Raw genomic sequence first — 25030 nt, forward strand, 5'->3', positions numbered from 1 at the left:
TTCTCCGGCGCCCTGGTTGGGCGCGGGTCGGACCGATTGGTCCCCCTTACACACCTGTACAGAGGTGTGAACGACCGTAGGGGTTGCCTGGGACCGGGGCGACGTGGCGAGGGCCACGTGGCGGAAGGTCACGGGAGCCGGCGGACCGGCGGGCGAGCCGGGTGGGCGGGTCAGCCGGCCTCGGGCTTGGGACCCTTCAGCACCTTGCTGACCCACTCCAGCGAGCCTTCCTTCATGCCGCGCACGTAGTGCCAGCCGTTGTGCTCGCCGTTCTGGATGTCGCGGATGGTTGTCTTGACCGGGCCCTTGCCGTACTGCTGGACGAAGGTCGTCATCCGCGCCCGGCCGGACTCCTTGGTGCCGATCTGGAAGTTGATGTAGACCTCGGGGCCCTTGGCGTCGATCAGCTTCTGCGCGAGCTTCTCAGGGTTGTTCGCGTCCATCTCCGCCTGGTGGCCCTTCCAGAGCGGGGAGTCGGGGGTGATCTCGCCACCGCTGGCGATCACGGCCTTGAAGCGGTCCGGGTACTGCAGGAGGGTCTTCATGCCGACGAAGGCGCCGGAGGAGGAGCCCATGAAGGCCCAGCCGTCGCGGGACTTGTACGTGCGGAAGTTGGCGCGGGCGAAGTCCGGGACGTCCTCGGCGATCCAGCTGCCCATCTTGGGCTGGCCCGGTATGTCGGCCCCGTCGTAGTAGTACTTGTTGTCAGGGTTGAGGACCGGCATGACCAGGATGAAGGGGAGGCTGGTGCCCGCCTGGACGCCCTCGGCGATCGCCTTCTGGAGGCCGAGGCTGCGGTCGGCCCAGTAGTTGGTCGGGAAGCCGTTGCCGCCGGGGAGGGCTATGAGGACCGGGAAGGCGCTCTTGTCGTACTTCGGGTCGCCGTACTCCTTCGGGGTCCAGACCCAGACGTCGCCCTCGAAGCCGGACTTGGCGCCCACCAGGCGGGTCTTGGCTATGACGGTGCCGTCGTCGAGCTTGGCGGTCTGCTTGAACTCGGACTTCGGGCCCGACGGCAGGAGCACGTCCGGGTCGCCGGTGGGCGCGGCCGGGGTGGAGGGCGCGGCCGAGCCCCCCTTCTGACCGGAGCCGGAGCCGGCGCCCGAACCGGAGCCCGACGCGCCTCCCGAGCCGGCCGCCGGGGTGTCGGTCCCGCCGAAGCTGACGGCCTCGCCGTTGCCGGAGAACCATTCGTTCTTCCACGCCGCGAAGCCGGTGCCGCCGAGCAGCAGCGCGCAGACGACGCCCGCGCCGATCCACCGCGCGCGCCGTGCCTTCCGGCGCCCGCCGCGCTCCCCATCCCGCTCGGGCTCCCGGCCGTAGGACTGCTGCGGGTCTTCGTGCACGGACTTCGCTCCGAACGGTCGTGCCTGCCCCGGGCGGGACAGAGCGGCGTACATCCCTTTATCTGGATGTGCGAATCATCCGGAAAGTTCCAAGCGCAGGCAAAAACTCGCCCCGAACACCAGGGGTCGGTCGGGTCACCGCAGGGTGTCGAGCACCTCGGCGCACCGCCCCAGCAGCTCCAGGAGCCGCTCCCGTTCCTCGGCGGAGAAGGCGGCGGCGAGCGCCCGCTCGACGCGCACGGCCCCCTCGTCCGCCCGTTCCATCACGGCGCGCCCCTCGTCGGTGAGTCGGGTCTCCAACACGTTGCGGTGCAGTTCGTGGGGGGTCCGCTCGATGAGCCCGCGCTCCTGAAGGTTCTTCAGGACGGTGTTCATGGTCGGCGGCGTCACCCCGCACAGCCGGGACAGGCCGGCGGCGGAGAGGCCGGGCTTCTCGGCGAGCCAGAGCAGGGCGGCGTACTGAGGAACCGTTACTGCCGCCGGCTTGCAGGCGGTGTTCTTCGCCGCGAGGAGCGCCTGCTCGGCTCGCTTGACGTGCGAGCCGATGCGCTCCTCGGGGGGCATGGAGGTCATGCGGGCATCCTACGACCCTTGCCAATCATTAGACCTCTAACTAGTCTTCGGGAACACCTCTTCGAAAGGGCTCACTCGTGCCGTCGTTCCCGAAGCTCCTGCCGGTCGCCGCCCTCGCCCTGACGGCCGCCCTCGCCACCACCACCGCCTCCGCGTCGCCCGCCCCCTCCCCGCCCCGGGTCACCACGGCCTTCACGCTCCCCGGCACCAAGGTCTACCCGGAGGGCATAGCCACGGACCCGCGCACGGGCACGGCGTACGTCGGCTCGTACGCGGACGGCACCGTCTACCGCGCCCGCCCCGGAACCCGGGTCGCCGAGGTCTTCCTCCCCGCCGGAACGGACGGCCGGCACACGGCGAACGGCCTGCGCGTCGACTCCGCGCGGGGGCGCCTGTGGGTCACCGACTCCACGGCCGGGGTCGCCGTGTACGACACCCGCACCGGCGCGCGCCTGGCCCACTTCGAGGTCCCGGGCACCGACCCGCGCTTCCTCAACGACCTCACCCTCACCCCGGACGGCACCGCCTACCTCACGGACAGCGTCCGCTCGGTGATCTACCGGGTCACCCCCGCCCAGGTCCGCGCCGGCTCGGGCCCGCTGACGGCGGCCTACGACCTCAGCGGGCAGCTCACCCCCTCGCCCCCGGGCAGCTTCGCGCTCAACGGCATCGTCTCGGACCCGGCGGGCCGCTACCTCCTCGCCGTCGACATGACGGCGGGCGACCTCCACCGCGTCGACCTGCGCACGGGCGCCCTCAGCCGGGTCGCCCTGACCGGCGGCGACCTCAAGTTCGCCGACGGCCTCGACCTCTCCCCCGACGGCACGCTCCGGGTGGCCCACAACATCCCGAACACCCTGACCCGCTGGCAGCTCGCCGCGGACGGCACCCGGGCCCGGCTGACCCGCACCGTGACGGACCCCTCGCTCCAGATCCCGACCACACTGGCCCGGGGCCGGGGCGCCACCCTGGTGGTCCGCTCCCAGTTCGACAAGGGCGGCCCCATGACCCCGTCGACGGGGTCCCCGACGGCGTTCACGATCGCCTCGGTCCGCGGCTTCTAGGCGGGCTTCCAGGCGGGCATTCCCTGCGGACCCGCGCGGGTCCGGGGACAAGGGCGGCCCGACCCGCCTGGTGGCGGGTCGGGCCGTTCCTCACTCGACCGCCGGGGGCAGTGGCCGAGAGCATCGTGGGCCGCGCATCTGGTGGGGGTGGCGGCAGACGTCCGCGCGTCCCCTTCAGAAGTCGTCGGCGCCGTTGCGCAGCTCGTACGTCCAGTAGCCGGTCTTGGCGGCCGCCGCGTCCACGGCGATGCCGCCGGCGGGCGCGGTGACGACGACGCTGCCCTCCGCGGGACCGTTCGCCGCGAACAGGTTCACGTTGAACCGGGCGACGACCTTGTTGCCCTCGTGGGCCCCGCCCCCCGCGACCCGTACGTTCGCGTACGCCGGCTCGCCGGCCTTCAGCACGATCGGGGCGGCCGGCTTGCTCTTGGCGACCGCCGGGACGTCCTTGGCGGTCTGGACGTCGCCGAAGGCGATCAGCGGGTACTCGAAGAGCCGGCAGGCGCGGCCCGAGGCGTTGACGGCGGTCAGGACCACGTGCTCGGTGGGGACCTCGTCCGCCTTGGCCACCGTGATCCTGACGTCCTTGGCGGCGCACGCGGGAGCGTCCTTGGACACCGTGCCCGTCACCTTCGCGGGGCCGCCGGCCTTGCCCGTACCGTCGGCCGTCGCGCCGTCCTTGCCCACCGCGCCGCCTGCGCCGCCCGCGCCGTCCGTCGACTGCCCGCCCGCCGGCGGGGCCTTCGTGTGCGGCGCGGCCTTGGAGGCGCCACCGGTCCCGCCGCAGGCGGTCGTTCCCAGCGAGAGGACGGCCGCGGCGGCCAGGACCAGGACGGTGTTCTTCCGGTGGGTGCGCATGGTGGTGGGTCTCCCCCGTGACGATCGGTCGGCCCCGCGTTCGGTGCTGGATACAGCTTCCGGGGTCGCGCTGCCGTCCCGCTTGCGCGTCGCTAACGATCCGCCGGCAGCCGCGACAGCAGCCGCGCCGCCCGCTCCGCGCCCTCGGTGAACCCGACCGCCTCCGCCGCCGCGGCGGCCCGTCCCAGCAGGTCGGCGGCCTCCGCCGGGCGGCCGAGTCCGGCCAGGGCCTCGCCCCGGGTCATCTGCAACTGGGCCCGGCCGACCTTCGCGTCGGGCGAGACGAGCCGCTCCGCGCCGGTGACGTGCCCGAGCGCCGCTTCGTACGCCCCCTCGTCCAGGCAGTGGCGCGCCAGGTGGTGAAGGGTGAGCACCTGGGTCGAGGGGTGGCCGATCCGGTCCGCGAGCGAGACGGCCCGGGCCATCAGGTCGCCCGCGCGGGACCGCTCCCCGACGCCGTCCAGGACCACGCCGAGGTTGACGTACGCGATCGCCTCGCTGATCGGGTCCCCGGCCCGCGCGGCCAGCCCGGGCGCCTCCTCCAGGTGGACGAGGGCCTCCACGTCCCGGCCCTCCTCGTGCAGCACCCAGCCGAGCAGCGCTCGCGTGCGCGACTGCGCGGCGAGGTCGCCCTCGGCCCGCGCCGAGGCCAGTCCCGCTTCGAGGAGCGGGGTCCAGCCGTCCCGGATCCGCCACAGCATCAGCGGCCACGGGACGAGGGCGAGCCGCCAGGCCCGGTCGTGCAGGCCCAGCTCCGCGGCGGTCAGGGCCGCGCCCTTCAGGGCCGCCCGTTCCGCCTCGTACCAGGCCATGGCGGCGCAGCGGTCCTCGAACTCCCGTACGGCCGGCGGCCGTCGGAAGTCGGCGGGTACGGTGAAGCAGGGCTGGGAGCCCGGTTCCGCGGCGGCGTCCGCCGCGAGCCCGGTGGCGAGGTAGTGGTCGAGGAGCCGGCGCACGCCCGCGGGGTCCGCTTGCGGGGCCACCTGACGGGCGTAGAGCCGTACGAGGTCGTGCGCGGCCCAGCGGCCGGGGACGGACTCGGTGAGCAGGTGGGCCGCCGCGAGCCGGTCCAGGTCCGCCGAGGCCTGGGCGGGCGAGGTCCCGGCGAGCGCGCTCGCGGCGAAGCGGTCCACGTCGGAGCCCGGGTGCGGACCCAGGGAGCGGAACATCCGGGCGGCGGAGTCGGGGAGCTGCTGCACGGTCAGGCGCAGCGCGGCGGCGACCCCGGTGTCCTCCACGTTGAGGGCGGCCAACCGTCCTTGTTCGTCGGCCAGCTCGGCGGCCATCTCGTCGAGCGTCCACTGCGGTCGCTCGGCGAGGCGGGCCGCCGTCACCCGCAGGGCGAGCGGCAGCCCGTCGCAGAGCGTGGCCAGCCGCGCGGCGGCCTCCGGTTCGGCCGTGACCCGCTCCGTACCGAGCACGCTGGTCAGCAGCGCCGCCGAGGCGTCCGGCGGCAGGTGCCGCAGGGGCACCGGGCGGGCGGCGTCGGAGGCGATCAGGCCGCCGAGCCGGTCGCGGCTGGTGACCACGGTCGCGCAGTGGTCACCGCCGGGCAGCAGCGGCCGGACCTGCTCGGAGGAGCGTGCGTTGTCGAGTACGACGAGCAGCCGGCGCCGCGCGGTGAGCGAGCGGAACAGCGCGCCCATCGCGTCGGCCGTCTCCGGCATCCGCTGCGGCGCCACCCCGAGGGCCAGGAGGAACTCCCGCAGGATCACGCCCGGTTCGGACGGCGGCGCGTCGCTGAAGCCGCGCAGGTCGTGGAAGAGCCGCCCGTCGGGGAAGTCCGCGCGCCTTTGGTGCGCCCAGTGGACGGCGAAGGCGGTCTTGCCGACGCCGGCGGGGCCGGTGACCAGGCAGACGGGCGCCTCGTCGGCGCCCACCACCCCGTCGAGCACGGCCAGTTCGGCCGCCCGGCCGGTGAACCCGCGGGGCGGGCGCGGCAGCAGCTCGGGGACGGCGGGCCGGTCGGACGGCCGGTCGGGGACGGGCGCCGGTTCGGCGGAGCGCAGGAGGGTGGCGTAGGCCCCGGCGAGCACCTCGCCCGGGTCCACACCGAGTTCCTCGGCGAGCAGCCGGCGCGTGCGGTGGTACCAGCCGAGGGCGTCCGACTGCCGGCCCGAGCGGCCCAGCGCGAGCATCAGCGCGGCCGCGAGGGACTCCCGCAGCGGGTGCGCGACGGCCTCGGTACGGAGCACGGCGGCGGCCCGGCCGTGCTCACCGAGCTGCCCGTACGCCTCGGCCAGCGCCTCCACCGAGGCGATCCGCAGCTCCTCCAGACCGCCGGCCGCCCCTTGGAGGTGCAGGCTCTGCACGGTTCCGGTGAGGGCGGGCCCCTGCCAGAAGGAGAGCGCCTCGCGCAGCATCCTCACGGTGTCGGCCGGTCCGCCCTGCATCCCGGCGAGCCCGACGAGTTCCTCGAAGCGGTGCGCGTCCACCAGCGACTCCGGCACGCGCAGCACGTACGCCGCCCCCTGCGTGGCGATCTCGACCCCGTACTCCCGCGCCCCGTGCTCGGCGAGCAGCGCGCGCAACCGCGAGACGTGCCCCTGCAGGACGGTCCGGGCGTGGGCGGGCGGCTCCTCTTCCCAGAGCGCCTCGATCAACCGGCCGACCTGCACGGCCGTATTGGGCCTCAGCAGCAGCATGGCGAGCAGACTGCACCGCTTGGCGGGCCCCGGCACCACGTCCCCGCGCCCGGTCACCAGCGCCACGGACCCGAGCAGCCGAAACTCCACCCGCCACCCCCCGCGTTCCCCACCACCAAACCCCGAGGATACGCACCCCGAACCACCCCACCGAACAACCCCCGCCACCCCCGGCCCGACGGACGGGAGCTGTCCGAGCGCTCCCCACGCGACCGCGCGAAGAACCACGAAGGGGCCGATTCACCGGGTAGCCCGGCCCCTTCCGCCCTGCGCGCGAAACGTCAGACGTTGAAGCGGAACTCCACCACGTCGCCGTCCTGCATGACGTACTCCTTGCCCTCCATGCGGGCCTTGCCCTTCGAGCGGGCTTCGGCGACCGAGCCGCATTCGACCAGGTCGGCGAAGGAGATGACCTCGGCCTTGATGAAGCCGCGCTGGAAGTCGGTGTGGATGACGCCCGCCGCCTCCGGGGCGGTCGCGCCCTTCCTGATGGTCCAGGCGCGGGTTTCCTTCGGGCCGGCCGTCAGGTAGGTCTGCAGGCCCAGGGTGGCGAAGCCGACGCGGCCGAGGGTGGCCATGCCCGGCTCCTCCTGGCCGACCGACTGGAGGAGTTCGAGGGCCTCGTCGTCCTCCAGCTCGATGAGCTCCGCCTCCAGCTTGGCGTTCAGGAAGATCGCCTCGGCCGGGGCGACCAGCGCGCGCTGCTCGTCCTTGAAGGCCTCGTCCGTCAGCTCGTCCTCGTCCACGTTGAAGACGTACAGGAACGGCTTCGTGGTCAGGAGGTGCAGCTCGTGGAGGAGGTCGCCCTTCTCCGTGCCCTTGGTGATGCCCTTCGAGAAGAGGGTGTCGCCGGTTTCGAGGATCGCCTTGGCCTCGACGACCGCGGCCAGGACCGCGACCTTCTCCTTCTGGAGGCGGGACTCCTTCGTGAGGCGCGGCTCGGCCTTCTCGATCGACTGGAGGTCGGCGAGGATCAGCTCGGTGTTGATCGTCTCGATGTCGTCCTTCGGCGAGACCTTGCCGTCGACGTGGACGACGTTCTCGTCCTTGAAGGCGCGGATGACCTGGCAGATCGCGTCGGACTCGCGGATGTTCGCGAGGAACTTGTTGCCGAGGCCCTCGCCTTCCGACGCGCCGCGCACGATGCCCGCGATGTCGACGAAGTCCACCGTGGCCGGGAGGACCTTCTGCGAGCCGAAGATGCCCGCGAGGACGGCCAGACGCGTGTCCGGGACGCCGACGACGCCGACGTTCGGCTCGATCGTGGCGAACGGGTAGTTGGCCGCCAGCACGTCGTTCTTGGTCAGGGCGTTGAAAAGGGTCGACTTGCCGACATTCGGCAGGCCGACGATTCCGATCGTGAGCGACACGTTGGCGACTTCCCGTAGCTGGAGGGGGCGGCGACCCGGAGTGGGCCGTCGGACAGTTTACTTTCCGATGAGCGGACACGTGTTGTACGCGTGTCCGGGGGGCTTCCGTGGGGGTCGGCCGCCTACTTTGGTGCGGTGGAGCACTACAAAACGCGTTCGGTACCTCACCCTCAGGTGCGTCGGCCCCGGCCCGCCGCCGCCCGCCGGCTGCCCCGGCCCCGCTTGACCGGACTCGGCGCCGGGCTGTTCGCGTGCGCCGCGATGCTCCTGGTCGCCGGGGTCTGCCGGCTGCTGTTCGACTCCTCGCTCTTCGTCTACGGGCTGCTGTTCCTGCCCGTGGCCGCCGCCGTCGGAGTCTGGGTCCGGCCGGCCGACCTGGTCACCGCGCCCGTCTCGGCCCCCATCGCCTTCGCCGCCGGGGTCTGGCTCGTCTCCGGCGGCTCCGGCGGCTTCGGCGGGCACCTCATGGGCGTGGTCTCGGCGCTGTCCCTGCACGCCGGGTGGCTGTACGCGGGCACCCTCGCCGCCGCCCTGATCGCGCTGGGGCGCCGCGCGGCGCTGAGCGGACGCCGCCGGGCCGCCGCGGCCCGGCGGAGCAGCCCCGCCTAGCGGTACGAAGAGGTACGAAGCAGTACGCGGGTCCCCCGGGCGGGGAACCCGCGCGGCCCTACGCGGGCGCCGTCCCGTGCTTGCGGGCCGCCATCGCCGCGCCGACGATGCCCGCGTTGTTCTGGAGCTCGGCCGGGACGATCTTCGCCCGGATCCCCTCCAGCAGCGGGACGAACTTCTCGGGCTTGCGGCTGACGCCGCCGCCGAGGATGAACAGGTCCGGCGAGAACAGCATCTCCACGTGGGCCAGGTACTTGTCGAGCCGGTGCGCCCAGTGCTCCCAGCTCAGGTCCCCGTCCTCCTTGGCCCTGACCGAGGCCCGGGTCTCGGCATCGTGCCCCTTGAGCTCCAGGTGGCCCAGCTCCGTGTTCGGGACGAGGAGGCCGTCGCGGAAGAGGGCGCTGCCGATGCCGGTGCCCAGGGTCAGCAGGATCACGGTGCCGTCGATCCCGCGCCCCGCCCCGTACGTCATCTCGGCGACGCCCGCCGCGTCCGCGTCGTTGAGGACCGTCACCGGCAGCCCGCCGAGTTCCCGCGAGAGCAGCGTCGCCGCGTCCGTGCCCACCCAGGACTTGTCGACGTTGGCCGCCGAGCGGGTGACCCCGTCCGTGACCACGCCGGGGAAGGTGACCCCGACCGGGCCCTTCCAGTCGAAGGCTCCGACCACCTCCGCCACGCACGCGGCCACCCCCTCGGGGGTGGCCGGATGCGGTGTCAGTACTTTGTGGCGCTCCTGCGCGAGTTCGCCGCGCTCCAGGTCCACGGGAGCGCCCTTGATCCCGGATCCGCCGATGTCCACACCCATGATCTGCATGGACATACCGTACGAAAGGAACTACTTGTCGGCTACCAGTTCGGCTGCTTCCGCACGCAGGTCGCGGCGCAGTTCCTTCGGCAGGGAGAAGACGATCGACTCCTCGGCCGTCTTGACGATCTCCACGTCCGCGTAGCCGCGCAGCGTCAGCCACTCCAGGACCTCCTCGACGAGGACCTCCGGCACCGAGGCGCCCGAGGTCAGGCCGACCGTGGTGACGCCCTCCAGCCAGGCCTCGTCGATCTCGCTCGCGAAGTCCACCAGGTACGCGGCGCGCGCGCCGGCGTCCAGGGCGACCTCGACGAGGCGGATGGAGTTCGAGGAGTTCTTCGAGCCGACGACGATGACCAGGTCGGAGTCGGCGCCCATGACCTTGACGGCGGCCTGGCGGTTCGAGGTGGCGTAGCAGATGTCGTCGCTCGGCGGGGAGACCAGCAGCGGGAACCGGGTCTTCAGCGCGTCGACCGTCTCCATGGTCTCGTCGACCGACAGCGTGGTCTGGGAGAGCCACACGACCTTCGACTCGTCGCGCACCTCGACGCCCGCGACGTCGTCGGGGCCGTCCACGATCGTGATGTGGTCGGGGGCCTCGCCGGAGGTGCCGATGACCTCCTCGTGGCCCTCGTGGCCGATGAGGAGGATGTCGAAGTCCTCGTTGGCGTACCGGACGGCTTCCTTGTGGACCTTGGTGACCAGCGGGCAGGTGGCGTCGATCGTCGCGAGCCTGCCGCGCGCCGCCTCCTCGTGGACCACGGGCGCCACGCCGTGCGCGGAGAACATCACGATGGAGCCCTCGGGCACCTCCTCCGTCCGCTCGACGAAGATGGCACCCTTCTTCTCCAGCGTCTGGACGACGTACTTGTTGTGCACGATCTCGTGGCGCACGTAGACCGGCGCACCGTACTGCTCAAGGGCTTTCTCGACGGCGATCACGGCTCGGTCCACGCCCGCGCAGTAACCGCGCGGGGCGGCGAGCAGGACGCGGCGGGAAGCGGCAGCGGGGGCGGGAGCAGTCATGCCGTCCATCGTACGGGGGTCTCCAGCAGGCCGGACGTCGCCCGTTCGACACAGACTTGGTCGAACGTCCGTCCCGGCCCTACCCCGGAGGAACGATGACATCCGCCACCGATTCCGCCGCGCCCGCCTCCACGGCGCTCCGGCGGAGTCTCGGGTTCCGGGATCTGGTCGTCTACGGCCTGCTCTTCATCGCCCCCATGGCCCCGGTCGGGATCTTCGGCACCCTCGACGCCAAGTCGCACGGGGCCGTGGCCCTCGTCTACCTCGTGGCGACCGTGGCCATGGCCTTCACCGCCTTCTCCTACGCGCAGATGGTGCGGGTGGCCCCGCAGGCCGGCTCGGTCTTCACCTACGCCCGCAAGGGCCTCGGGGAGGGGCCGGGGCTGATCGCCGGCTGGATGGCGATGCTGGACTACCTCCTCATCCCGGCCGTCGCGTACCTCTTCTCCGGGATCGCGATGAACGCGCTGGTCCCGGAGGTCTCCCGGTGGGTGTGGACGGCGCTGGCCGTGGTGATCACCACCGCCCTGAACCTCTGGGGCGTACGGGCGGCCGCGCGCGTGGGTTTCGCGGTGCTGGCCCTGGAGATCGTGGTGCTGCTGGTGTTCGTGGTGGCGGCGGTGACCGTGCTCGTCCAGGACGGGCCCCGGCGCGGCTGGCTGTCCCCGCTGTCCGGTGACGGCTCCCTCGGCTTCAGCACGGCGGCCGTGCTGGGCGCGGTGTCGGTCGCGGTCCTGTCGTACCTGGGCTTCGACGCCATCGCCTCCTTCGCCGAGGAGGTCACCGGAGGCTCGGCGAAGGTGGCCCGGGCCGTGCTGTTCTGCCTGGCGCTGACCGGGGCCCTGTTCGTCGCACAGACCTACCTGGCGGCCCTGCTCACGCCGGTGTCCTCGGCGGAGCTGGCCGCCGACCCGGCGGCGCAGGGGCCCGCCTTCTACAACGCGGTGGAGGCCTCGGTCGGGGGCTGGCTGCACGACCTGGTGGCGGTGAGCAAGGCCATCGGGGCGGCCTTCGCGGCCCTCGCCGGGCAGGCCGCGGCGGGGCGGCTGCTGTTCGCGATGGCCCGTGAGCGGCGACTGCCGCGCGTGCTGGCGCGGACCTCGGACGGGACCCCGCGGGCGGCGCTGCTGGTGGCGGCGACGGTGACGCTGGTGGCGGCGGTGTGGGCGGCCCGGCGCGACGACGGCCTCGACCACCTGGTCTCCGTGGTGGACGTGGGGGCGCTGGTGGCCTTCACCCTCCTGCACGCCTCGGTGGTGGGCTGGTTCGTGGTGCGGCGGGAGGAGGGGCCGCCGCGCTGGCTGCCGCACCTGGTCGTCCCGGTACTGGGCGCCCTGGTGACGGTCGCGGTGATCGTGGAGGCGTCCTGGACGGCCCAGGTGGTCGGGGCCGTCTGGCTGGCGATCGGCCTGGCGGTACTGGTGGCCCAGCGCGGCCGTCGCACGCCCGGCGCGGGGGCGGCGGGGACGGCCGGGGCCGCCGAGGGGCCCGACGCGGGGCCCCGTCCCTGAGACGCTGTCAGCCGGGGCGGTTAGCCTGCCTGCATGGCTCTCAACACGTCGGCGGACGCGCCGCTCCCGGTCGGACAGGTCTCCCGGCTGATCGGCGGCTGGATCGACCGGCTCGGCCAGGTGTGGGTGGAGGGGCAGATCACCCAGCTGTCCCGGCGGCCCGGGGCGGGGGTGGTGTTCCTGACCCTGCGCGATCCCTCCCACGACATCTCGGTCAGCGTGACCTGCTTCCGCCAGGTGTTCGAGGAGGTCGCGGACGTGGTCACGGAGGGCGCGCGGGTCGTCGTCCTCGCCAAGCCCGAGTGGTACGCCCCGCGCGGGCAGCTCTCCCTGCGGGTCACCGAGATCCGCCCGGTCGGCATCGGCGAGCTGCTCGCCCGGCTGGAGCGGCTCAAGCGGTCGTTGGCCGCCGAGGGCCTCTTCGCGCTCGACCGCAAGAAGCCGCTCCCGTTCCTGCCGCAGCTGATCGGGCTGGTCGTCGGGCGGGCCTCGGCGGCCGAGCGCGACGTCCTGGAGAACGCCCGGCGGCGCTGGCCGGCGGTCCGCTTCGAGGTCCGCAACGTGGCCGTCCAGGGGGTCCACGCGGTGCCGCAGGTGATCGAGGCCGTCAAGGAGCTGGACGCGCGCCCCGACGTGGACGTGATCATCGTGGCCCGGGGCGGGGGCAGCGTGGAGGACCTGCTGCCCTTCTCCGACGAGGAGGTCGTACGGGCCGTCGCGGCGGCCCGTACGCCCGTGGTCTCGGCGATCGGGCACGAGCCGGACTCCCCGCTGCTGGACCTGGTCGCGGACCTGCGGGCCTCCACCCCGACGGACGCCGCGAAGAAGGTGGTCCCGGACGTCGGCGAGGAGCTGGAGCGGGTCAGCCAGCTCCAGGGCCGCGGGCTGCGCGCCCTGCGCTCGCTCCTGGACCGCGAGGAGCGGGGCCTGTCGCACGCGCTCGCCCGCCCGGTCTTCGTCCACCCCCAGCGGATGGTGGAGACCCGGGAGGCGGAGCTGGAGGCGCTCCTGGCCCGCACCCGGCGCACCCTCGGGCACCTGCTGGACCGCGCCGACTCGGAGCTGGAGCACACCCTGGCCCGGGTGGTGGCCCTGTCGCCGGCCGCCACGATGGAGCGCGGGTACGCGGTGCTCCAGCGGGCGGACGGGCACGTGGTGCGGGCGCCGGAGGAGGTCGCGCCGGGTGAGCCGCTGCGGGCGCGGGTGGCGGCCGGCGAGTTCGCGGTGACGGTCGCGGTGAGCGTCGCGGCGCCGGCCGACGGCGGGTCCGCGTGAGCGGACGCCTCCGGGCGCCGCATGCGGTTGTAGTGCACACATACGATGGAGAGTGGGAACGGGAATGACTGAAACCGATACGGCGCTGGGGTACGAGCAGGCCCGCGACGAGCTCGTGGAGGTGGTCCGCCGGCTGGAGGCGGGCGGTACCTCGCTGGAGGAGTCCCTCGCGCTCTGGGAGCGCGGCGAGGAGCTGGCGAAGGTCTGCCGGCACTGGCTGGAGGGCGCCCGCGCCCGCCTGGACTCGGCCTTGGCCGCCCGCGAGGCGGCGGAGCCCGGCGAGTGATTGGGATCACCGACCACCCCCGGCCGATTTAGTTGAAAGTTCATCTACTTCCGCCGTACAGTCGGAGACACCGCGCTTCACCTCCGTACAGAAGAAGGCTTTCCGATGTCTCTCGTGCTCGACGCCGCCGCTCAGGACCTGCTGTTCCGCGAGGCCCGTACCGCCAACTCGTTCTCCGACGAGCCGGTGACCGAGGAGCAGGTCCAGGCGATCTACGACCTGGTGAAGTACGGCCCCACCGCTTTCAACCAGACCCCGCTGCGCATCACCCTGGTCCGCTCACCCGAGGCCCGCGAGCGCCTCGTCAAGCACATGGCCCAGGGCAACCAGGCCAAGACCGCCGCCGCGCCGCTGGTCGCGATCCTCTCCGCGGACAACGAGTTCCACGAGGAGCTTCCCCAGCTGCTCCCGCACTTCCCGCAGGCCAAGGACGCCTTCTTCTCCGAGCGCCCGGTCCGCGAGCAGTCCGCCCTGGTCAACGGCGCCCTCCAGGCCGCCTACTTCATCGTCGGCGTCCGCGCCGCCGGCCTGTCCGCGGGCCCGATGACCGGTCTGGACTTCGCCGGTGTCCAGAAGGAGTTCCTGGACGCCGACCACACCCCGCTGATGGTGGTCAACATCGGCAAGCCGGGCGAGGACGCCTGGTTCCCGCGCTCCCCGCGCCTGGACTTCGACCAGGTCGTCACCACCGTCTGAGCCCACGGGCCCGTACGGCGACCGCACGCACGCGAGAAGGCCCCCGCCCCGGGATTCCCGGGTGGGGGCCTTCTCGCGTTGTGTGCGTACGGGGACGCGGGCGCCCCTACCGGGCGGCCTCCGGCCCCTGCCGGAACTCCAGCGCCGCCGCCATCGCGCCGAGCCGCTCGAAGCCGGCGGTCCCGGTCACGACCGTCACGGAGCCCTGCTCGCGGCGCACCAGCGCGTCGTACTTCTCGCCGTCCCAGCGCTCCCAGGCCAGGTCGCCGACCTGCTGGGTCTGCCCGGTGGCCTCGGCCTTCTGGGTGACCCGCTCCAGGTACTTGGCCGAGGTGTCGCTGGACTGCTCCACCGCCACGTACTGCCGGTCCGGGTCCTGGAAGCCCAGGTGCCAGGCGTTCGCGTTCCTGCGCTCGTACGTCACCGAGGTCGCCCGCCACTCCGGCGCCAGCCCCACCGGGGCCGCCACCGGGTACGGGGCCGCGCGCCGGGCCGTGAGCGTCTCCACCCGGTAGTCGACCGTGCGGGTCGGGTCGGCCTCGTCGTCGTGGGGGATGAAGAGGTAGATCCCCGCCACCACCACGCCGATCACGGCCAGAGACCGGACCATGTCCCAGATCGTCTGCTTGCCTTTCATACCTGCCACGCCCCCATCGTCCCGCATCGCCGGACGCGATCAGCGCCGGGGTGGGTGTGGCGGACGCGGAACGGGGAAGCGTCGGAGCACAAGGTGTTCGCTCAGGCCAACGGTCTGACCGATATACCGCTCATACGTGACCCGCCCTGCTCAATATGTCGACGTACCGATAGAGTTCGAGCACCCTCACTTCCGGCCGTCGCCGTACAGAAAGGTGCGCTCCGATGACCGAGCACAACCTGCCGCCCCAGCTCGAAGTCTCTCCGGAGGCCCCCGACCGCAACCTCGCCCTGGAACTCGTCCGGGTCACCGAGGCCGCCGCCATGGCCGCGGGCCGTTGGGTCGGGCGCGGCGACAAGCTCGGCGCCGACGGCGCCGCGGTCAACGCGATGCGGACCCTGATCTCCACCGTCTCCATGAACGGCGTCGTCGTCATCGGCGAGGGGGAGAAGGACGAGGCCCCCATGCTCTTCAACGGCGAGCGTGTCGGCGACGGCACCGGCGCCGAGGTCGACATCGCGGTCGACCCGATCGACGGCACCACCCTGAACGCCAAGGGCATGCCGAACGCCATCGCCGTCCTGGCCGCCGCCGACCGCGGCACCATGTTCGACCCGTCCGCGGTGTTCTACATGGAGAAGCTCGTCACCGGCCCCGAGGCCGCCGACTTCGTCGACATCAACGCCCCCGCCTCGGTGAACATCCGCCGGGTCGCCAAGGCCAAGGGCATGGCCGTGGAGGACGTCACCGTCGTCATCCTGGACCGCCCCCGCCACGAGGGCATCGTCAAGGAGATCCGCGAGACCGGCGCCCGCATCAAGTTCATCTCGGACGGCGACGTCGCGGGTTCGGTCATGGCGGTGCGCGAGGGCACCGGCGTGGACCTGCTCCTGGGCATCGGAGGCACCCCCGAGGGCATCATCTCGGCCTGCGCCATCAAGTGCCTCGGCGGCACCATCCAGGGCAAGCTGTGGCCGAAGGACGAGGCCGAGCGCCAGAAGGCCATCGACGCGGGCCACGACCTCGACCGGGTCCTGCACACGAGCGACCTGGTCTCCGGCGACAACGTCTTCTTCGTCGCCACCGGCATCACGGACGGCGAGCTGCTGCGCGGCGTCCACTACCGCGCCGAGACCGCGACCACGTCCTCGCTGGTCATGCGCTCGAAGTCGGGCACCATCCGACAGATCGACTCCACGCACCGCCTGTCGAAGCTGCGCGCCTACAGCGCCATCGACTTCGACCACGCCAAGTAGGAGCGGCGCGCGGGCCCCGACACCGGGGCCGCGGGCGGCACGACGAAGGGGCGGACCCTGTGCGGGGGTCCGCCCCTTCGTCGTGCGGTACGCGCGGCCCGTGCGCCGGGGTCCGCCCCGGTGCGCGGGTCCGCTCAGCCCGCCGCGGCGATCGGTCCGGGCCCGGCGGCCCCGGGCAGCAGTTCGGTGGCCCGACGGCGCCGGCGGCCCAGCACCACACGGCGCTCGGCGGCGGTGAGGCCGCCCCAGACCCCGTACGGCTCGGGCTGGAGCAGCGCGTGCTCCCGGCAGGCCACCATCACCGGGCAGCGCGCGCAGACCCGCTTGGCGGCTTCCTCGCGGGCCAGTCGGGCGGCGGTGGGCTCCTTGGACGGTGCGAAGAAGAGACCCGCCTCGTCCCTGCGGCAGACGGCCTCAGCGTGCCAGGGGCCGTCCTCTTCCCGGGCCGGCACCCGTGGCCTCGGCACGACGGTCGGGCGCGCGCCGGGACCCTGGACGCCCTGGACGACGGCTGCCTGCAGGGACTGATGCGGCGGAAGCGGCACGGTCTACTCCTGACGACGTATACGCGAGCGAGAGACGATGCACCAGTCCCTACCCGCTGGGCGTGCCCCTAAGCGCCGCGTGCCACCGGGCGCGGGAGGTTCGACCGAAAACGATCCGCGCGCGGACCCGGCGCACGCGGGCGCGAAAGCTCACCCGTCCAGGCGCTTGCGCAGCCGCGCGGCGAGGTCGACGAGGAAGGCGCCGAACTTGGGGCGGGCCTCGATGTTGCCCAGCAGCGCGAAGCCGCGGACGATCACCACCGGGGCCTGCGGGTCGGTGGCGCCGTGGCCCGTGCCGCGCACCTCGAAGTTGCCGAGGACCCCGCTGCCGTAGCCGCGCAGGGTGACGTTCTCCGGGACCAGCACCTCCACGTTGCCGAGGACGCAGGTCACGTTGATCTCCGTGACCTGCTGCTCGAAGACGGCCTCGGTGAGGTCGATCGTGATGTCGCCCATCACCGAGACGGCTCGGGTGTGGGCGCCGGGCCTCCAGCGGCCCTTGCGGGCGGCGCTGCTGCACACCGCCACGACCGTCTCGACGGGGCCGCCGCGCGCGGGCGTCGGGTCCGGGCCAGGGAAGGCCGCGGCGGCGGGGCCGGGGGCGCCCGGGAGGTCCCGTACGAGGACGTCCAGCTCCTGCACCGTCTTGAAGGCGTAGAGGGAGTCGAGGCGCTCGGAGTGCTCCTCGGCGGTCAGCCGGCCCTCCGCGAGGGCGTCGGAGAGGATCTGCGCGATCCGGTCCCGATCGGCGTCGGAGGCCCGCAGCCCCACGGGGGCGGGGGCCTCGGGGGCGGGGGCCTCGGGGGCGGGGGCGGCGGGGTGCTTTTCCAGGTCCACGGAGGTCAGCATAGCGAGACACGATAGATCGCGATACTGCCAAGTGAGCCCTACCTCACAACGACCGGCCGGCGGGGAGGTCCTACGCTGGATAGCCGCGCTGCCAAACCGGTCGCCAGCGCCGCCTGCCGAGTGAGGAACGACTGCCGTCATGCCAGAGTTTGCGTACACCGACCTGCTGCCCCTGGGCGAGGACACCACCCCGTACCGACTGGTGACCGCCGAGGGCGTGTCCACCTTCGAGGCGGACGGCCGTACGTTCCTCAAGGTGGAGCCGGAGGCGCTGCGCAAGCTCGCCGAAGAGGCGATCCACGACATCCAGCACTACCTGCGCCCCGCGCACCTCGCCCAGCTCCGCCGGATCATCGACGACCCGGAGGCGAGCGCGAACGACAAGTTCGTGGCGCTGGACCTGCTGAAGAACGCGAACATCGCGGCGGCCGGCGTGCTGCCCATGTGCCAGGACACGGGCACGGCGATCGTCATGGGCAAGCGCGGCCAGAACGTGCTCACCGAGGGCGCGGACGAGGCGGCGCTCTCGCACGGCATCTACGACGCGTACACCCGGCTGAACCTGCGCTACTCGCAGATGGCCCCGCTCACCATGTGGGAGGAGAAGAACACCGGCTCGAACCTGCCCGCGCAGATCGAGCTGTACGCGACCGACGGCGGCGCGTACAAGTTCCTCTTCATGGCCAAGGGCGGCGGCTCCGCCAACAAGTCCTTCCTCTACCAGGAGACCAAGGCGGTCCTCAACGAGGCCTCCATGATGAAGTTCCTGGAGGAGAAGATCCGCTCGCTGGGCACGGCGGCCTGCCCGCCATACCACCTGGCGATCGTCGTCGGCGGCACCTCCGCCGAGCACGCCCTCAAGACCGCCAAGTACGCGTCCGCGCACTACCTGGACGAGCTGCCGCGCGAGGGCTCCCCGCTGGGCCACGGCTTCCGCGACGAGGCCCTGGAGCAGCAGGTCTTCGAGCTGACCCAGAAGATCGGCATCGGCGCGCAGTTCGGCGGCAAGTACTTCTGCCACGACGTGCGCGTGGTGCGCCTGCCCCGCCACGGCGCGTCCCTGCCGGTCGCGATCGCCGTGTCCTGCTCGGCCGACCGCCAGGCCACCGCGAAGATCACCGCCGAGGGCGTCTTCCTGGAGCAGCTGGAGACCGACCCGGCGCGCTTCCTGCCCGAGACGACGGACGAGCACCTCGACGAGGCGGCGGACGTGGTCTCGATCGACCTGAACCAGCCGATGGACGAGATCCTCGCGACCCTCACGCGGCACCCGGTCAAGACCCGTCTGAGCCTGACCGGCCCGCTGGTCGTGGCGCGCGACATCGCGCACGCCAAGATCAAGGAGCTGCTGGACACGGGCGCCGAGATGCCGCAGTACCTGAAGGACCACCCGGTCTACTACGCCGGCCCCGCGAAGACCCCCGAGGGCTACGCGTCGGGTTCCTTCGGCCCGACCACGGCCGGCCGCATGGACTCCTACGTCGAGCAGTTCCAGGCGGCGGGCGGCTCCAGGGTCATGCTGGCCAAGGGCAACCGCTCGCAGCAGGTGACCGACGCGTGCGGCGCGCACGGCGGCTTCTACCTCGGCTCGATCGGCGGCCCCGCGGCGCGGCTCGCGCAGGACTGCATCAAGAAGGTCGAGGTCCTGGAGTACGAGGAGCTCGGCATGGAGGCGGTCTGGAAGATCGAGGTCGAGGACTTCCCGGCGTTCATCGTCGTGGACGACAAGGGCAACGACTTCTTCCAGAACCCGGCCCCGGAGCCGACGTTCACCCACATCCCGGTCCGCGGCCCGGGCCTGTAGCGGCCCACGACCTCCACAGCGGTCCCGCGAGGGGCCCTCTGCCGATCGGCGGAGGGCCCCTCGCCCGTTTCCGCCGATCGGCAGATGGAGCGCGGGGCGCTGCGCGGCGAGGCTTCACCCGTAGCCGAAGAGCCTCTGGACCACGGGAGTTCACCATGAAGAGCCGCACCCGCACCCTTGCCGTCGCCGGTTCCACCGCCGCGCTGTCGGCCGCCGTCGCCGCAGTCGCCCCCGGTCCGGCCGCCGCCCCGGCGGCCCGGGTCGCCGCCGTCCACGGGGCGGCCTCGGTCCTGTACGCGTACGTCCCGAAGGACGACATCCGCTTCACGGTGGAGGCCGAATCGGCTTCGTTCAGCAGGCCGTTGAACCACCCGGACGCCCGCAACGGCCTGCCGACGGACGCGCGCGGCAAGGTGACCGTCCACCACCACGCCGACGCGAACGGCGACACCCGCACCTCGGAGGCCGAGGTGGACTGCCTGGTCACGGGAGGCCGGACGGCGACGCTCAGCGCGGTGATCACGAGCGGGGACGGCGCCGAGGTGGGCAAGCGGATCGGCATCAGCGTCCAGGACGGGCAGCACGGCGAGCCCGACCGCCTCGGCTTCTCGTGGGGCGTCGGCAACGTCGACGTGCTGCCCGACGGCACGCCCCCCGAGGCCACGGTGGGCACCTGCATGGCCCTGGCCCCCTTCACGACGGTCGTCAAGGGCGGCTTCACGGTCACCCCGGCGCCACTGGCGCCGCTGCCCCACTGATCGGCTCCGCCGTGCGAGGGGGGTTAACGTCGGGGTCACAGAGGCGAAGTCGCCTGTTCACCCCGGTTTGCCATGATTTCGCCATGACCTTGACGCCCTCCCTCCGGAACTCCCTCCGGACCGCCGACCGGAACGCCGACCGGAACGCCGCCCGCATCCGGGTGATCGCCCACCGCGGGGCCTCGTACGAGCACCCCGAGCACACCCTCGCCGCCTACCGTCAGGCCGTCGCCGACGGGGCCGACGGCCTGGAGTGCGATGTGCGGCTGACCGCCGACGGGCGTCTGGTGTGCGTGCACGACCGGCGGGTGGAGCGGACCTCCGACGGGCGGGGCGCGGTCTCCGCGATGACCTACGAGGAGCTGGCCGCGCTCGACTTCGGGGCGTGGAAGGGGCCCGCCCACGCGGGGTCCCGGGTGCTGCTCTTCGAGGAGCTGCTGCGGGAGGCGCTGGACGCGCCCCGGCCGGTCGCCCTGGCCGTGGAGACCAAGCACCCCTCGCGGGCGGGCGGGCGGCTGGAGGCCGAGCTGGTGCGGACGCTTCGGGAGCACGGGCTGGCGGACGGCCGCTCGGGCCTGGTCGAGGTGATGAGCTTCTCCCGTACCGCCCTGAACCGGATGCACCGGCTCGCACCCGGCCTGCCCGCCGTGCACCTGGTCGAGCGCCGGCTCCGCCCGGCCCGTCCCCCGTACGCGACCCACGCGGGACCGGGGATCGACCTCGTCCGACGGGACCCGGGGCTGGTGGCCCGGCTGAGGGCGAAGGGGCTGGGGGTACGGGTGTGGACGGTGGACGAGCCGGAGGACGTGGAGCTGTGCGTACGGCTCGGGGTGGACGCGATCATCACCAACCGGCCGCGTGACGTGCGCGAGTCGCTGCCGGACCGGTGAGACCCGGCCGGTGACACCCGGCCGGGGTGCGCCGGCCGGGTGGGGAGGTGTCGCGGTGTCGCGGTGTCGCGGTGGAGCCCCCTGGGGGGCGGGGGTTAGGCGAAGCGCTGGTTGGCCGAGCCGTTGCAGGGCTGGAGGCGCAGCGGCTCGTGCGCGGCCGACACCGTCAGGCACATGCCCGTGGCGGCGGCGGGGCGCAGGGTGGCGCCGTCGCGGACGAACTGCTGGTTGGCGCCGCCGTGGCAGTTCCACAGGACCAGGGCGGTACCGCCGGTGTAGCCGCCGGGGACGTCGAGGCAGCGGTCCTGGGTGAGTTCGACGTGCACGGCCTTGCGGGCGGAGTCGTACCACCAGCCCTGGTTGCGCCCGCCGTGGCAGTCCCAGCCGACCACCTTGGTGCCGTTGGCGCTGGAGCCGCCGAAGGTGTCGAGGCAGTTGCCGGTGGCCTCGTTCTTGAGGGGCGTGTAGAGGTCGTCCCAGGCCCCGGCCTGGAGGACGGGGGTGCCGGTGCTCGCGGGGTCGGCGCAGGAGGCCTCGCGCAGGCCGGAGGCGTAGAGCTGGGTCAAGCAGGACGCGAAGGCGCCGTGGCCCCGGTAGTTGGGGTGGAAGGACTGGCGGGCGGTGTTCTCGTCCCACGGGAAGTGGTCCCCGAGGTCGAGGTAGAGCCCGCGGGCCCAGGTGTCCTCCATGCACACCTCGTGGCCGTGGAAGAGGCGGGAGTTGTCCAGGTAGATCGCGCCGGAGGCGAGGGCGGCGGCCCGCATGCCCTTCTCGAAGGTGGGCACGGCGTAGTTGCGGCCCCAGGTGGCGTCGGAGTCGTAGCCGCCGCAGCCTCCGGGGAGCTTGCCGGGGAAGTTCGGGTTGTCGTTGAAGTCGGGGCCGATCGGGCTGGGGTAGCCCATCACGACGAGCTTGTAGTCGGAGTCGGCGTAGCCCGCGTCGCGCATGACCGTCTTCAGGTCGGCGACGGTGGCCTCCACCTTGGGCTTGAGGCCGTCCACGCGGGCCTGCCAGCCGGGTCCGTACTTGGGTTCGCAGGTGCCCTGGCTGAGCACCCACCGGGTGACGCAGTCGGTCATGACGGGGCCGAACTGGAGGTCGTCGTTGGCGCCGGCGACGAGCAGCACCATCTTGATCTTCGTGTTGCGGGCCTTGACGGCGAGGTTGTCGCTCTGGACCAGCTCGTCGGCGTACTGCTTGCTGCCGCCGATCCGGATGTTGCCGGTGTAGCCCCCGGAGCAGGCCACGTTGAAGGTCAGGTCGGCCGGGATCCCGGTGCGGTGGATGGCCGAGTCGGGCGAGCGGTGACACTGGTTGGTCGGGGTGTTCGTGGCGGGGTCGTAGGTGCCGACGCCCTCGCCCGAGATCTCGCTGTCGCCGAGCGAGATGAGCCCCGTCTTGCGCTCCGCGAGGGGGCGGACCGCCGGGTCCCCGTAGATCTTGGTGGCCTCGGCCGCCCGGATCGCCTCCAGTTCCGGTGACAGGGGTGCGACGGAGCGGGCCGTGGAGCCCGGGGCGGCAGGGGCCGCCTGGGCCATGGGGGTGATGGCGGCGGTGCCACCGAGGGCGGCCGCCACGGCGGCGACCGCCGCAAAGGTAGATCTGAACCTGGATCCGGTACCCGAACGAGCCATGAACGCCTCCGCGATATCGGTGTTACCCACGGTATTTACTGGCCGGTAGCGGACTTGGGAACACTTCGAACAAGACAATTGCTCAACTTTTCGAGGAAGCTGAGGACATGACCGACGATCAGCAGGCCGACGCGTACCGCACCGAGCACGACTCCATGGGCGAGGTACGGGTCCCCGCGCACGCCAAATGGCGGGCTCAGACCCAGCGCGCCGTGGAGAACTTCCCCCTCTCGGGCCAGCGCCTGGAGCGCGCCCACATCGAGGCCCTCGCCCGGATCAAGGCCGCGGCCGCCGCCGTGAACGCCCGGCTCGGCGTGGTGGAGGAGGACGTCGCGCAGGCCATCCGCTCGGCCGCCGCCGAGGTGGCCGAGGGCCGCTGGGACGACCAGTTCCCCGTGGACGTCTTCCAGACCGGCTCCGGCACCTCGTCCAACATGAACGCCAACGAGGTCATCGCCACCCTCGCCACCGAACGGCTCGGGCGCGACGTGCACCCCAACGACCACGTCAACGCCTCGCAGAGCTCCAACGACGTCTTCCCCTCCTCGATCCACATCGCCGCCACCGGCGCCGTCGCCAACGAGTTGATCCCCGCCTTGGAGCACCTCGCGTCCGCCTTGGAGCGCAAGGAGACGGAGTTCGCCGGGGTCGTCAAGGCCGGGCGCACGCACCTCATGGACGCCACCCCGGTCACCCTGGGCCAGGAGTTCGGCGGCTACGCCGTCCAGGTCCGCTACGGGGTCGAGCGGCTGCGCGCGGCCCTGCCGAGGCTGGCCGAGCTGCCGTTGGGCGGCACGGCGGTCGGCACCGGCATCAACACCCCGCCCGGCTTCTCCGCGGCCGTGATCGCCGAGGTGGCCGCGGCCACCGGGCTGCCGCTGACCGAGGCGCGCAACCACTTCGAGGCCCAGGGGGCGCGGGACGCGCTGGTGGAGACCTCGGGGATGCTCCGTACGATCGCCGTCTCACTGACCAAGATCTGCAACGACCTGCGCTGGATGGCATCGGGGCCGCGCACCGGATTGGCCGAAATCAATCTGCCGGATCTTCAGCCGGGGTCCTCGATCATGCCCGGGAAGGTCAATCCGGTCGTCCCCGAGGCCGTGCTGATGATCGCCGCACAGGTGATGGGGAACGACGCGACGGTCGCCGTGGCGGGCGCTGCCGGGAACTTCGAGCTCAATGTGATGCTCCCGGTGATGGCCAGGAACCTCCTCGAATCCGTCCGCCTCCTCGGCAACGGCTGCCGCCTGCTGGCCGACCGCACGGTGGACGGGATCACCGCCAACTCCGAGCGGGCCAGGGAGTACGCCGAGTCCTCCCCCTCCGTGGTGACCCCGCTGAACCGCTACATCGGCTACGAGGAGGCCGCCAAGGTCGCCAAGAAGGCCCTCGCCGAGCGGAAGACGATCAGGGAGGTCGTCCTGGAGTCCGGCTACGTGGACCGGGGCGCGCTCACCCTCGCCGAACTCGACGAGGCCCTCGACGTCCTGCGCATGACCCAGCCCTGAGCGGGCCCCCGCGCAGGGGCCGAATCCGGTCGTTTACCGTTCCCGCCCCCCTCCGCGACCTGCACCGCGGCCACTCGGGGGGTGCCCGCCCTAAGATCTGCCCATGACAGCTGCCCACAGGTCCCGGAGCGGCGCGGACCACGACCTCACGCGGGGCGCGCACTGGGCGCCCGGGGACCGGATCCTCTGGCGCTACCGCGACCACGCCCCCGGGCTGGAGGGGCAGGTGCACATCGCCCGCCCGGTGACCGTGGTCCGCGACACCGACGAACTGCTCGCGGTGTGGATGGCCCCCGGCACCGAATGCGTCAAGCCCGTGCTCGCGGACGGCACCCCGGTCCACGAGGAGCCCCTCGCGACCCGCTACACCGCCCCGCGCACCACCGTACGGTCGCGCTGGCACGGGGCGGGGGTGCTCAAGCTGGCCCGGCCCGGGGAGCCGTGGTCGGTCTGGTTGTTCTGGGAACACGGCTGGCGGTTCAAGAGCTGGTACGTGAACCTGGAGGAGCCGCGCGCGCGGTGGTCCGGCGGGGTGGACTCCGTGGACCACTTCCTCGACATCTCCGTCTACCCGGACCGCACCTGGAAGTGGCGCGACGAGGACGAGTTCGCGCAGGCGCAGCGGACCGGCCTGATGGCCGCGGAACAGGCGCGACGCGTCGAGGAGGCCGGCCGTGCGGCCCTCGACGTGATCAAGGCCTGGGGCCCTCCGTTCGGTGACGGCTGGGAGGATTGGAGACCCGATCCGACCTGGACCGTCCCGGCCCTCCCCGAGGACTGGGACCGCACCCCGGCGCATATGACCTCATGAGACCCTTGATGCGCCCCCGGGGTTCAAACGTAGGATCGTCCTCCGCCGGTCGTGCGCGGTGCGCCCTACGGGCCCGCCGCCACAAATGACGCGGGGCGGACGGTACTTGACCGGAGGTCCACGCCGAGGGAGAGGTGGCGAGCCGGACAGGGGCACTCCCGGACGAAGTCTGGGGGAGGATACCGGGGGCGATGGTGCCCCCGCCGCTGAGCGGGTATACCGCGACTGACCGAGTTGAGTGCAGCGCACATCGAGCGCGAACGGACGGACT

General features: G+C 72.6%; 23 protein-coding genes. 12 read left to right on the forward strand and 11 right to left on the reverse strand.

The features are described from left to right. Positions 1-170 precede the first annotated feature (170 nt). Both ACIOD1_RS02150 and ACIOD1_RS02155 read right to left on the reverse strand, forming a co-directional pair. Positions 171-1346, reverse strand: coding sequence for an alpha/beta hydrolase-fold protein (locus ACIOD1_RS02150; RefSeq protein ID WP_365617797.1), 1176 nt, complete (start codon positions 1344-1346; stop codon positions 171-173). Between the two features lie 135 nt (positions 1347-1481). Next, positions 1482-1919, reverse strand: a complete 438-nt coding sequence (locus ACIOD1_RS02155; RefSeq protein ID WP_365617798.1) for a MarR family transcriptional regulator — start codon at positions 1917-1919, stop codon at positions 1482-1484. A gap of 77 nt (positions 1920-1996) precedes the next feature. On the opposite strand from ACIOD1_RS02155, the gene ACIOD1_RS02160 reads away from it, so the two are divergent. Beyond that, positions 1997-2983 carry an SMP-30/gluconolactonase/LRE family protein gene (locus tag ACIOD1_RS02160; RefSeq protein ID WP_365617800.1) on the forward strand — a complete coding sequence of 329 codons (987 nt, stop codon included), beginning with the start codon at positions 1997-1999 and terminating at the stop codon, positions 2981-2983. 174 nt (positions 2984-3157) lie between these two features. Here the strand turns inward: ACIOD1_RS02160 and ACIOD1_RS02165 are convergent, their stop codons facing one another. From ACIOD1_RS02165 to ychF, 3 genes are all read right to left on the reverse strand, one after another. Beyond that, positions 3158-3841, reverse strand: coding sequence for a DUF4232 domain-containing protein (locus ACIOD1_RS02165; protein ID WP_401899645.1), 684 nt, complete (start codon positions 3839-3841; stop codon positions 3158-3160). A 92-nt stretch (positions 3842-3933) separates the two neighbouring features. After that, a complete protein-coding gene (locus tag ACIOD1_RS02170) occupies positions 3934-6576 on the reverse strand; it encodes a BTAD domain-containing putative transcriptional regulator (RefSeq protein WP_401899647.1) in 2643 nt (880 codons plus the stop codon). A 191-nt stretch (positions 6577-6767) separates the two neighbouring features. Then, entirely contained in the window at positions 6768-7856 is a 1089-nt protein-coding gene (gene ychF / locus ACIOD1_RS02175) for a redox-regulated ATPase YchF (RefSeq protein ID WP_365617806.1), read from the reverse strand. A 174-nt stretch (positions 7857-8030) separates the two neighbouring features. Here ychF and ACIOD1_RS02180 point away from each other — a divergent pair, with 174 nt between their 5' ends. After that, positions 8031-8465: a DUF6542 domain-containing protein gene (locus ACIOD1_RS02180; RefSeq protein WP_365617807.1), complete on the forward strand. Its 435-nt coding sequence runs from the start codon at positions 8031-8033 to the stop codon at positions 8463-8465. Positions 8466-8523: 58 nt separating this feature from the next. Here the strand turns inward: ACIOD1_RS02180 and ppgK are convergent, their stop codons facing one another. Further along, positions 8524-9279 (reverse strand): polyphosphate--glucose phosphotransferase, encoded by a 756-nt coding sequence (gene ppgK, locus ACIOD1_RS02185; protein WP_401899649.1) that lies wholly within the window; start codon positions 9277-9279, stop codon positions 8524-8526. Positions 9280-9300: 21 nt separating this feature from the next. Then, positions 9301-10305, reverse strand: coding sequence for a 4-hydroxy-3-methylbut-2-enyl diphosphate reductase (locus ACIOD1_RS02190; protein ID WP_365617810.1), 1005 nt, complete (start codon positions 10303-10305; stop codon positions 9301-9303). Between the two features lie 86 nt (positions 10306-10391). Here ACIOD1_RS02190 and ACIOD1_RS02195 point away from each other — a divergent pair, with 86 nt between their 5' ends. From ACIOD1_RS02195 to ACIOD1_RS02210, 4 genes are all read left to right on the forward strand, one after another. Continuing rightward, positions 10392-11807 carry an APC family permease gene (locus tag ACIOD1_RS02195; RefSeq protein WP_401899650.1) on the forward strand — a complete coding sequence of 472 codons (1416 nt, stop codon included), beginning with the start codon at positions 10392-10394 and terminating at the stop codon, positions 11805-11807. Between the two features lie 33 nt (positions 11808-11840). Beyond that, the gene (xseA, locus tag ACIOD1_RS02200; protein ID WP_401899652.1) at positions 11841-13082 is read left to right on the forward strand and encodes an exodeoxyribonuclease VII large subunit; all 1242 of its coding nucleotides are present in this window, start codon (positions 11841-11843) and stop codon (positions 13080-13082) included. Positions 13083-13146: 64 nt separating this feature from the next. Then, positions 13147-13368: an exodeoxyribonuclease VII small subunit gene (locus ACIOD1_RS02205; RefSeq protein ID WP_365617816.1), complete on the forward strand. Its 222-nt coding sequence runs from the start codon at positions 13147-13149 to the stop codon at positions 13366-13368. A gap of 105 nt (positions 13369-13473) precedes the next feature. Next, the gene (locus tag ACIOD1_RS02210) at positions 13474-14064 is read left to right on the forward strand and encodes a malonic semialdehyde reductase (protein WP_365617817.1); all 591 of its coding nucleotides are present in this window, start codon (positions 13474-13476) and stop codon (positions 14062-14064) included. 106 nt (positions 14065-14170) lie between these two features. On the opposite strand, the gene ACIOD1_RS02215 is transcribed toward ACIOD1_RS02210, so the two are convergent. Then, positions 14171-14701 carry a DUF4245 domain-containing protein gene (locus tag ACIOD1_RS02215; protein WP_365618054.1) on the reverse strand — a complete coding sequence of 177 codons (531 nt, stop codon included), beginning with the start codon at positions 14699-14701 and terminating at the stop codon, positions 14171-14173. A gap of 224 nt (positions 14702-14925) precedes the next feature. Here ACIOD1_RS02215 and glpX point away from each other — a divergent pair, with 224 nt between their 5' ends. Beyond that, positions 14926-15957, forward strand: coding sequence for a class II fructose-bisphosphatase (glpX, locus tag ACIOD1_RS02220; RefSeq protein WP_365617818.1), 1032 nt, complete (start codon positions 14926-14928; stop codon positions 15955-15957). A gap of 134 nt (positions 15958-16091) precedes the next feature. Here the strand turns inward: glpX and ACIOD1_RS02225 are convergent, their stop codons facing one another. Together ACIOD1_RS02225 and ACIOD1_RS02230 are read right to left on the reverse strand one after the other, a co-directional pair. Then, complete coding sequence (locus tag ACIOD1_RS02225; protein ID WP_401899656.1) at positions 16092-16502, reverse strand: WhiB family transcriptional regulator; 411 nt, start codon at positions 16500-16502, stop codon at positions 16092-16094. 150 nt (positions 16503-16652) lie between these two features. Further along, positions 16653-17339, reverse strand: coding sequence for a DUF1707 domain-containing protein (locus tag ACIOD1_RS02230; RefSeq protein ID WP_401900437.1), 687 nt, complete (start codon positions 17337-17339; stop codon positions 16653-16655). A gap of 151 nt (positions 17340-17490) precedes the next feature. On the opposite strand from ACIOD1_RS02230, the gene ACIOD1_RS02235 reads away from it, so the two are divergent. The 3 genes from ACIOD1_RS02235 (at position 17491) to ACIOD1_RS02245 (ending at position 20803) form a co-directional block, all read left to right on the forward strand. Then, entirely contained in the window at positions 17491-19155 is a 1665-nt protein-coding gene (locus ACIOD1_RS02235; protein ID WP_401899658.1) for a fumarate hydratase, read from the forward strand. 155 nt (positions 19156-19310) lie between these two features. Beyond that, positions 19311-19913: a hypothetical protein gene (locus ACIOD1_RS02240; protein WP_365617824.1), complete on the forward strand. Its 603-nt coding sequence runs from the start codon at positions 19311-19313 to the stop codon at positions 19911-19913. Between the two features lie 83 nt (positions 19914-19996). Next, entirely contained in the window at positions 19997-20803 is an 807-nt protein-coding gene (locus tag ACIOD1_RS02245) for a glycerophosphodiester phosphodiesterase (protein ID WP_401899661.1), read from the forward strand. A gap of 95 nt (positions 20804-20898) precedes the next feature. Here the strand turns inward: ACIOD1_RS02245 and ACIOD1_RS02250 are convergent, their stop codons facing one another. Further along, positions 20899-22437, reverse strand: a complete 1539-nt coding sequence (locus tag ACIOD1_RS02250; protein ID WP_401900439.1) for a ricin-type beta-trefoil lectin domain protein — start codon at positions 22435-22437, stop codon at positions 20899-20901. A 107-nt stretch (positions 22438-22544) separates the two neighbouring features. Between ACIOD1_RS02250 and ACIOD1_RS02255 the strand changes: the two genes are divergently transcribed. Together ACIOD1_RS02255 and ACIOD1_RS02260 are read left to right on the forward strand one after the other, a co-directional pair. Continuing rightward, positions 22545-23948 (forward strand): class II fumarate hydratase, encoded by a 1404-nt coding sequence (locus ACIOD1_RS02255; RefSeq protein WP_365617830.1) that lies wholly within the window; start codon positions 22545-22547, stop codon positions 23946-23948. Positions 23949-24051: 103 nt separating this feature from the next. Continuing rightward, positions 24052-24759, forward strand: a complete 708-nt coding sequence (locus ACIOD1_RS02260; RefSeq protein ID WP_401899663.1) for a DUF402 domain-containing protein — start codon at positions 24052-24054, stop codon at positions 24757-24759. Positions 24760-25030: the final 271 nt, after the last annotated feature.

Origin of the sequence: Streptomyces sp. NPDC088097, assembly GCF_044741845.1 — a bacterium.
In the GTDB taxonomy this organism is placed as follows: domain Bacteria; phylum Actinomycetota; class Actinomycetes; order Streptomycetales; family Streptomycetaceae; genus Streptomyces.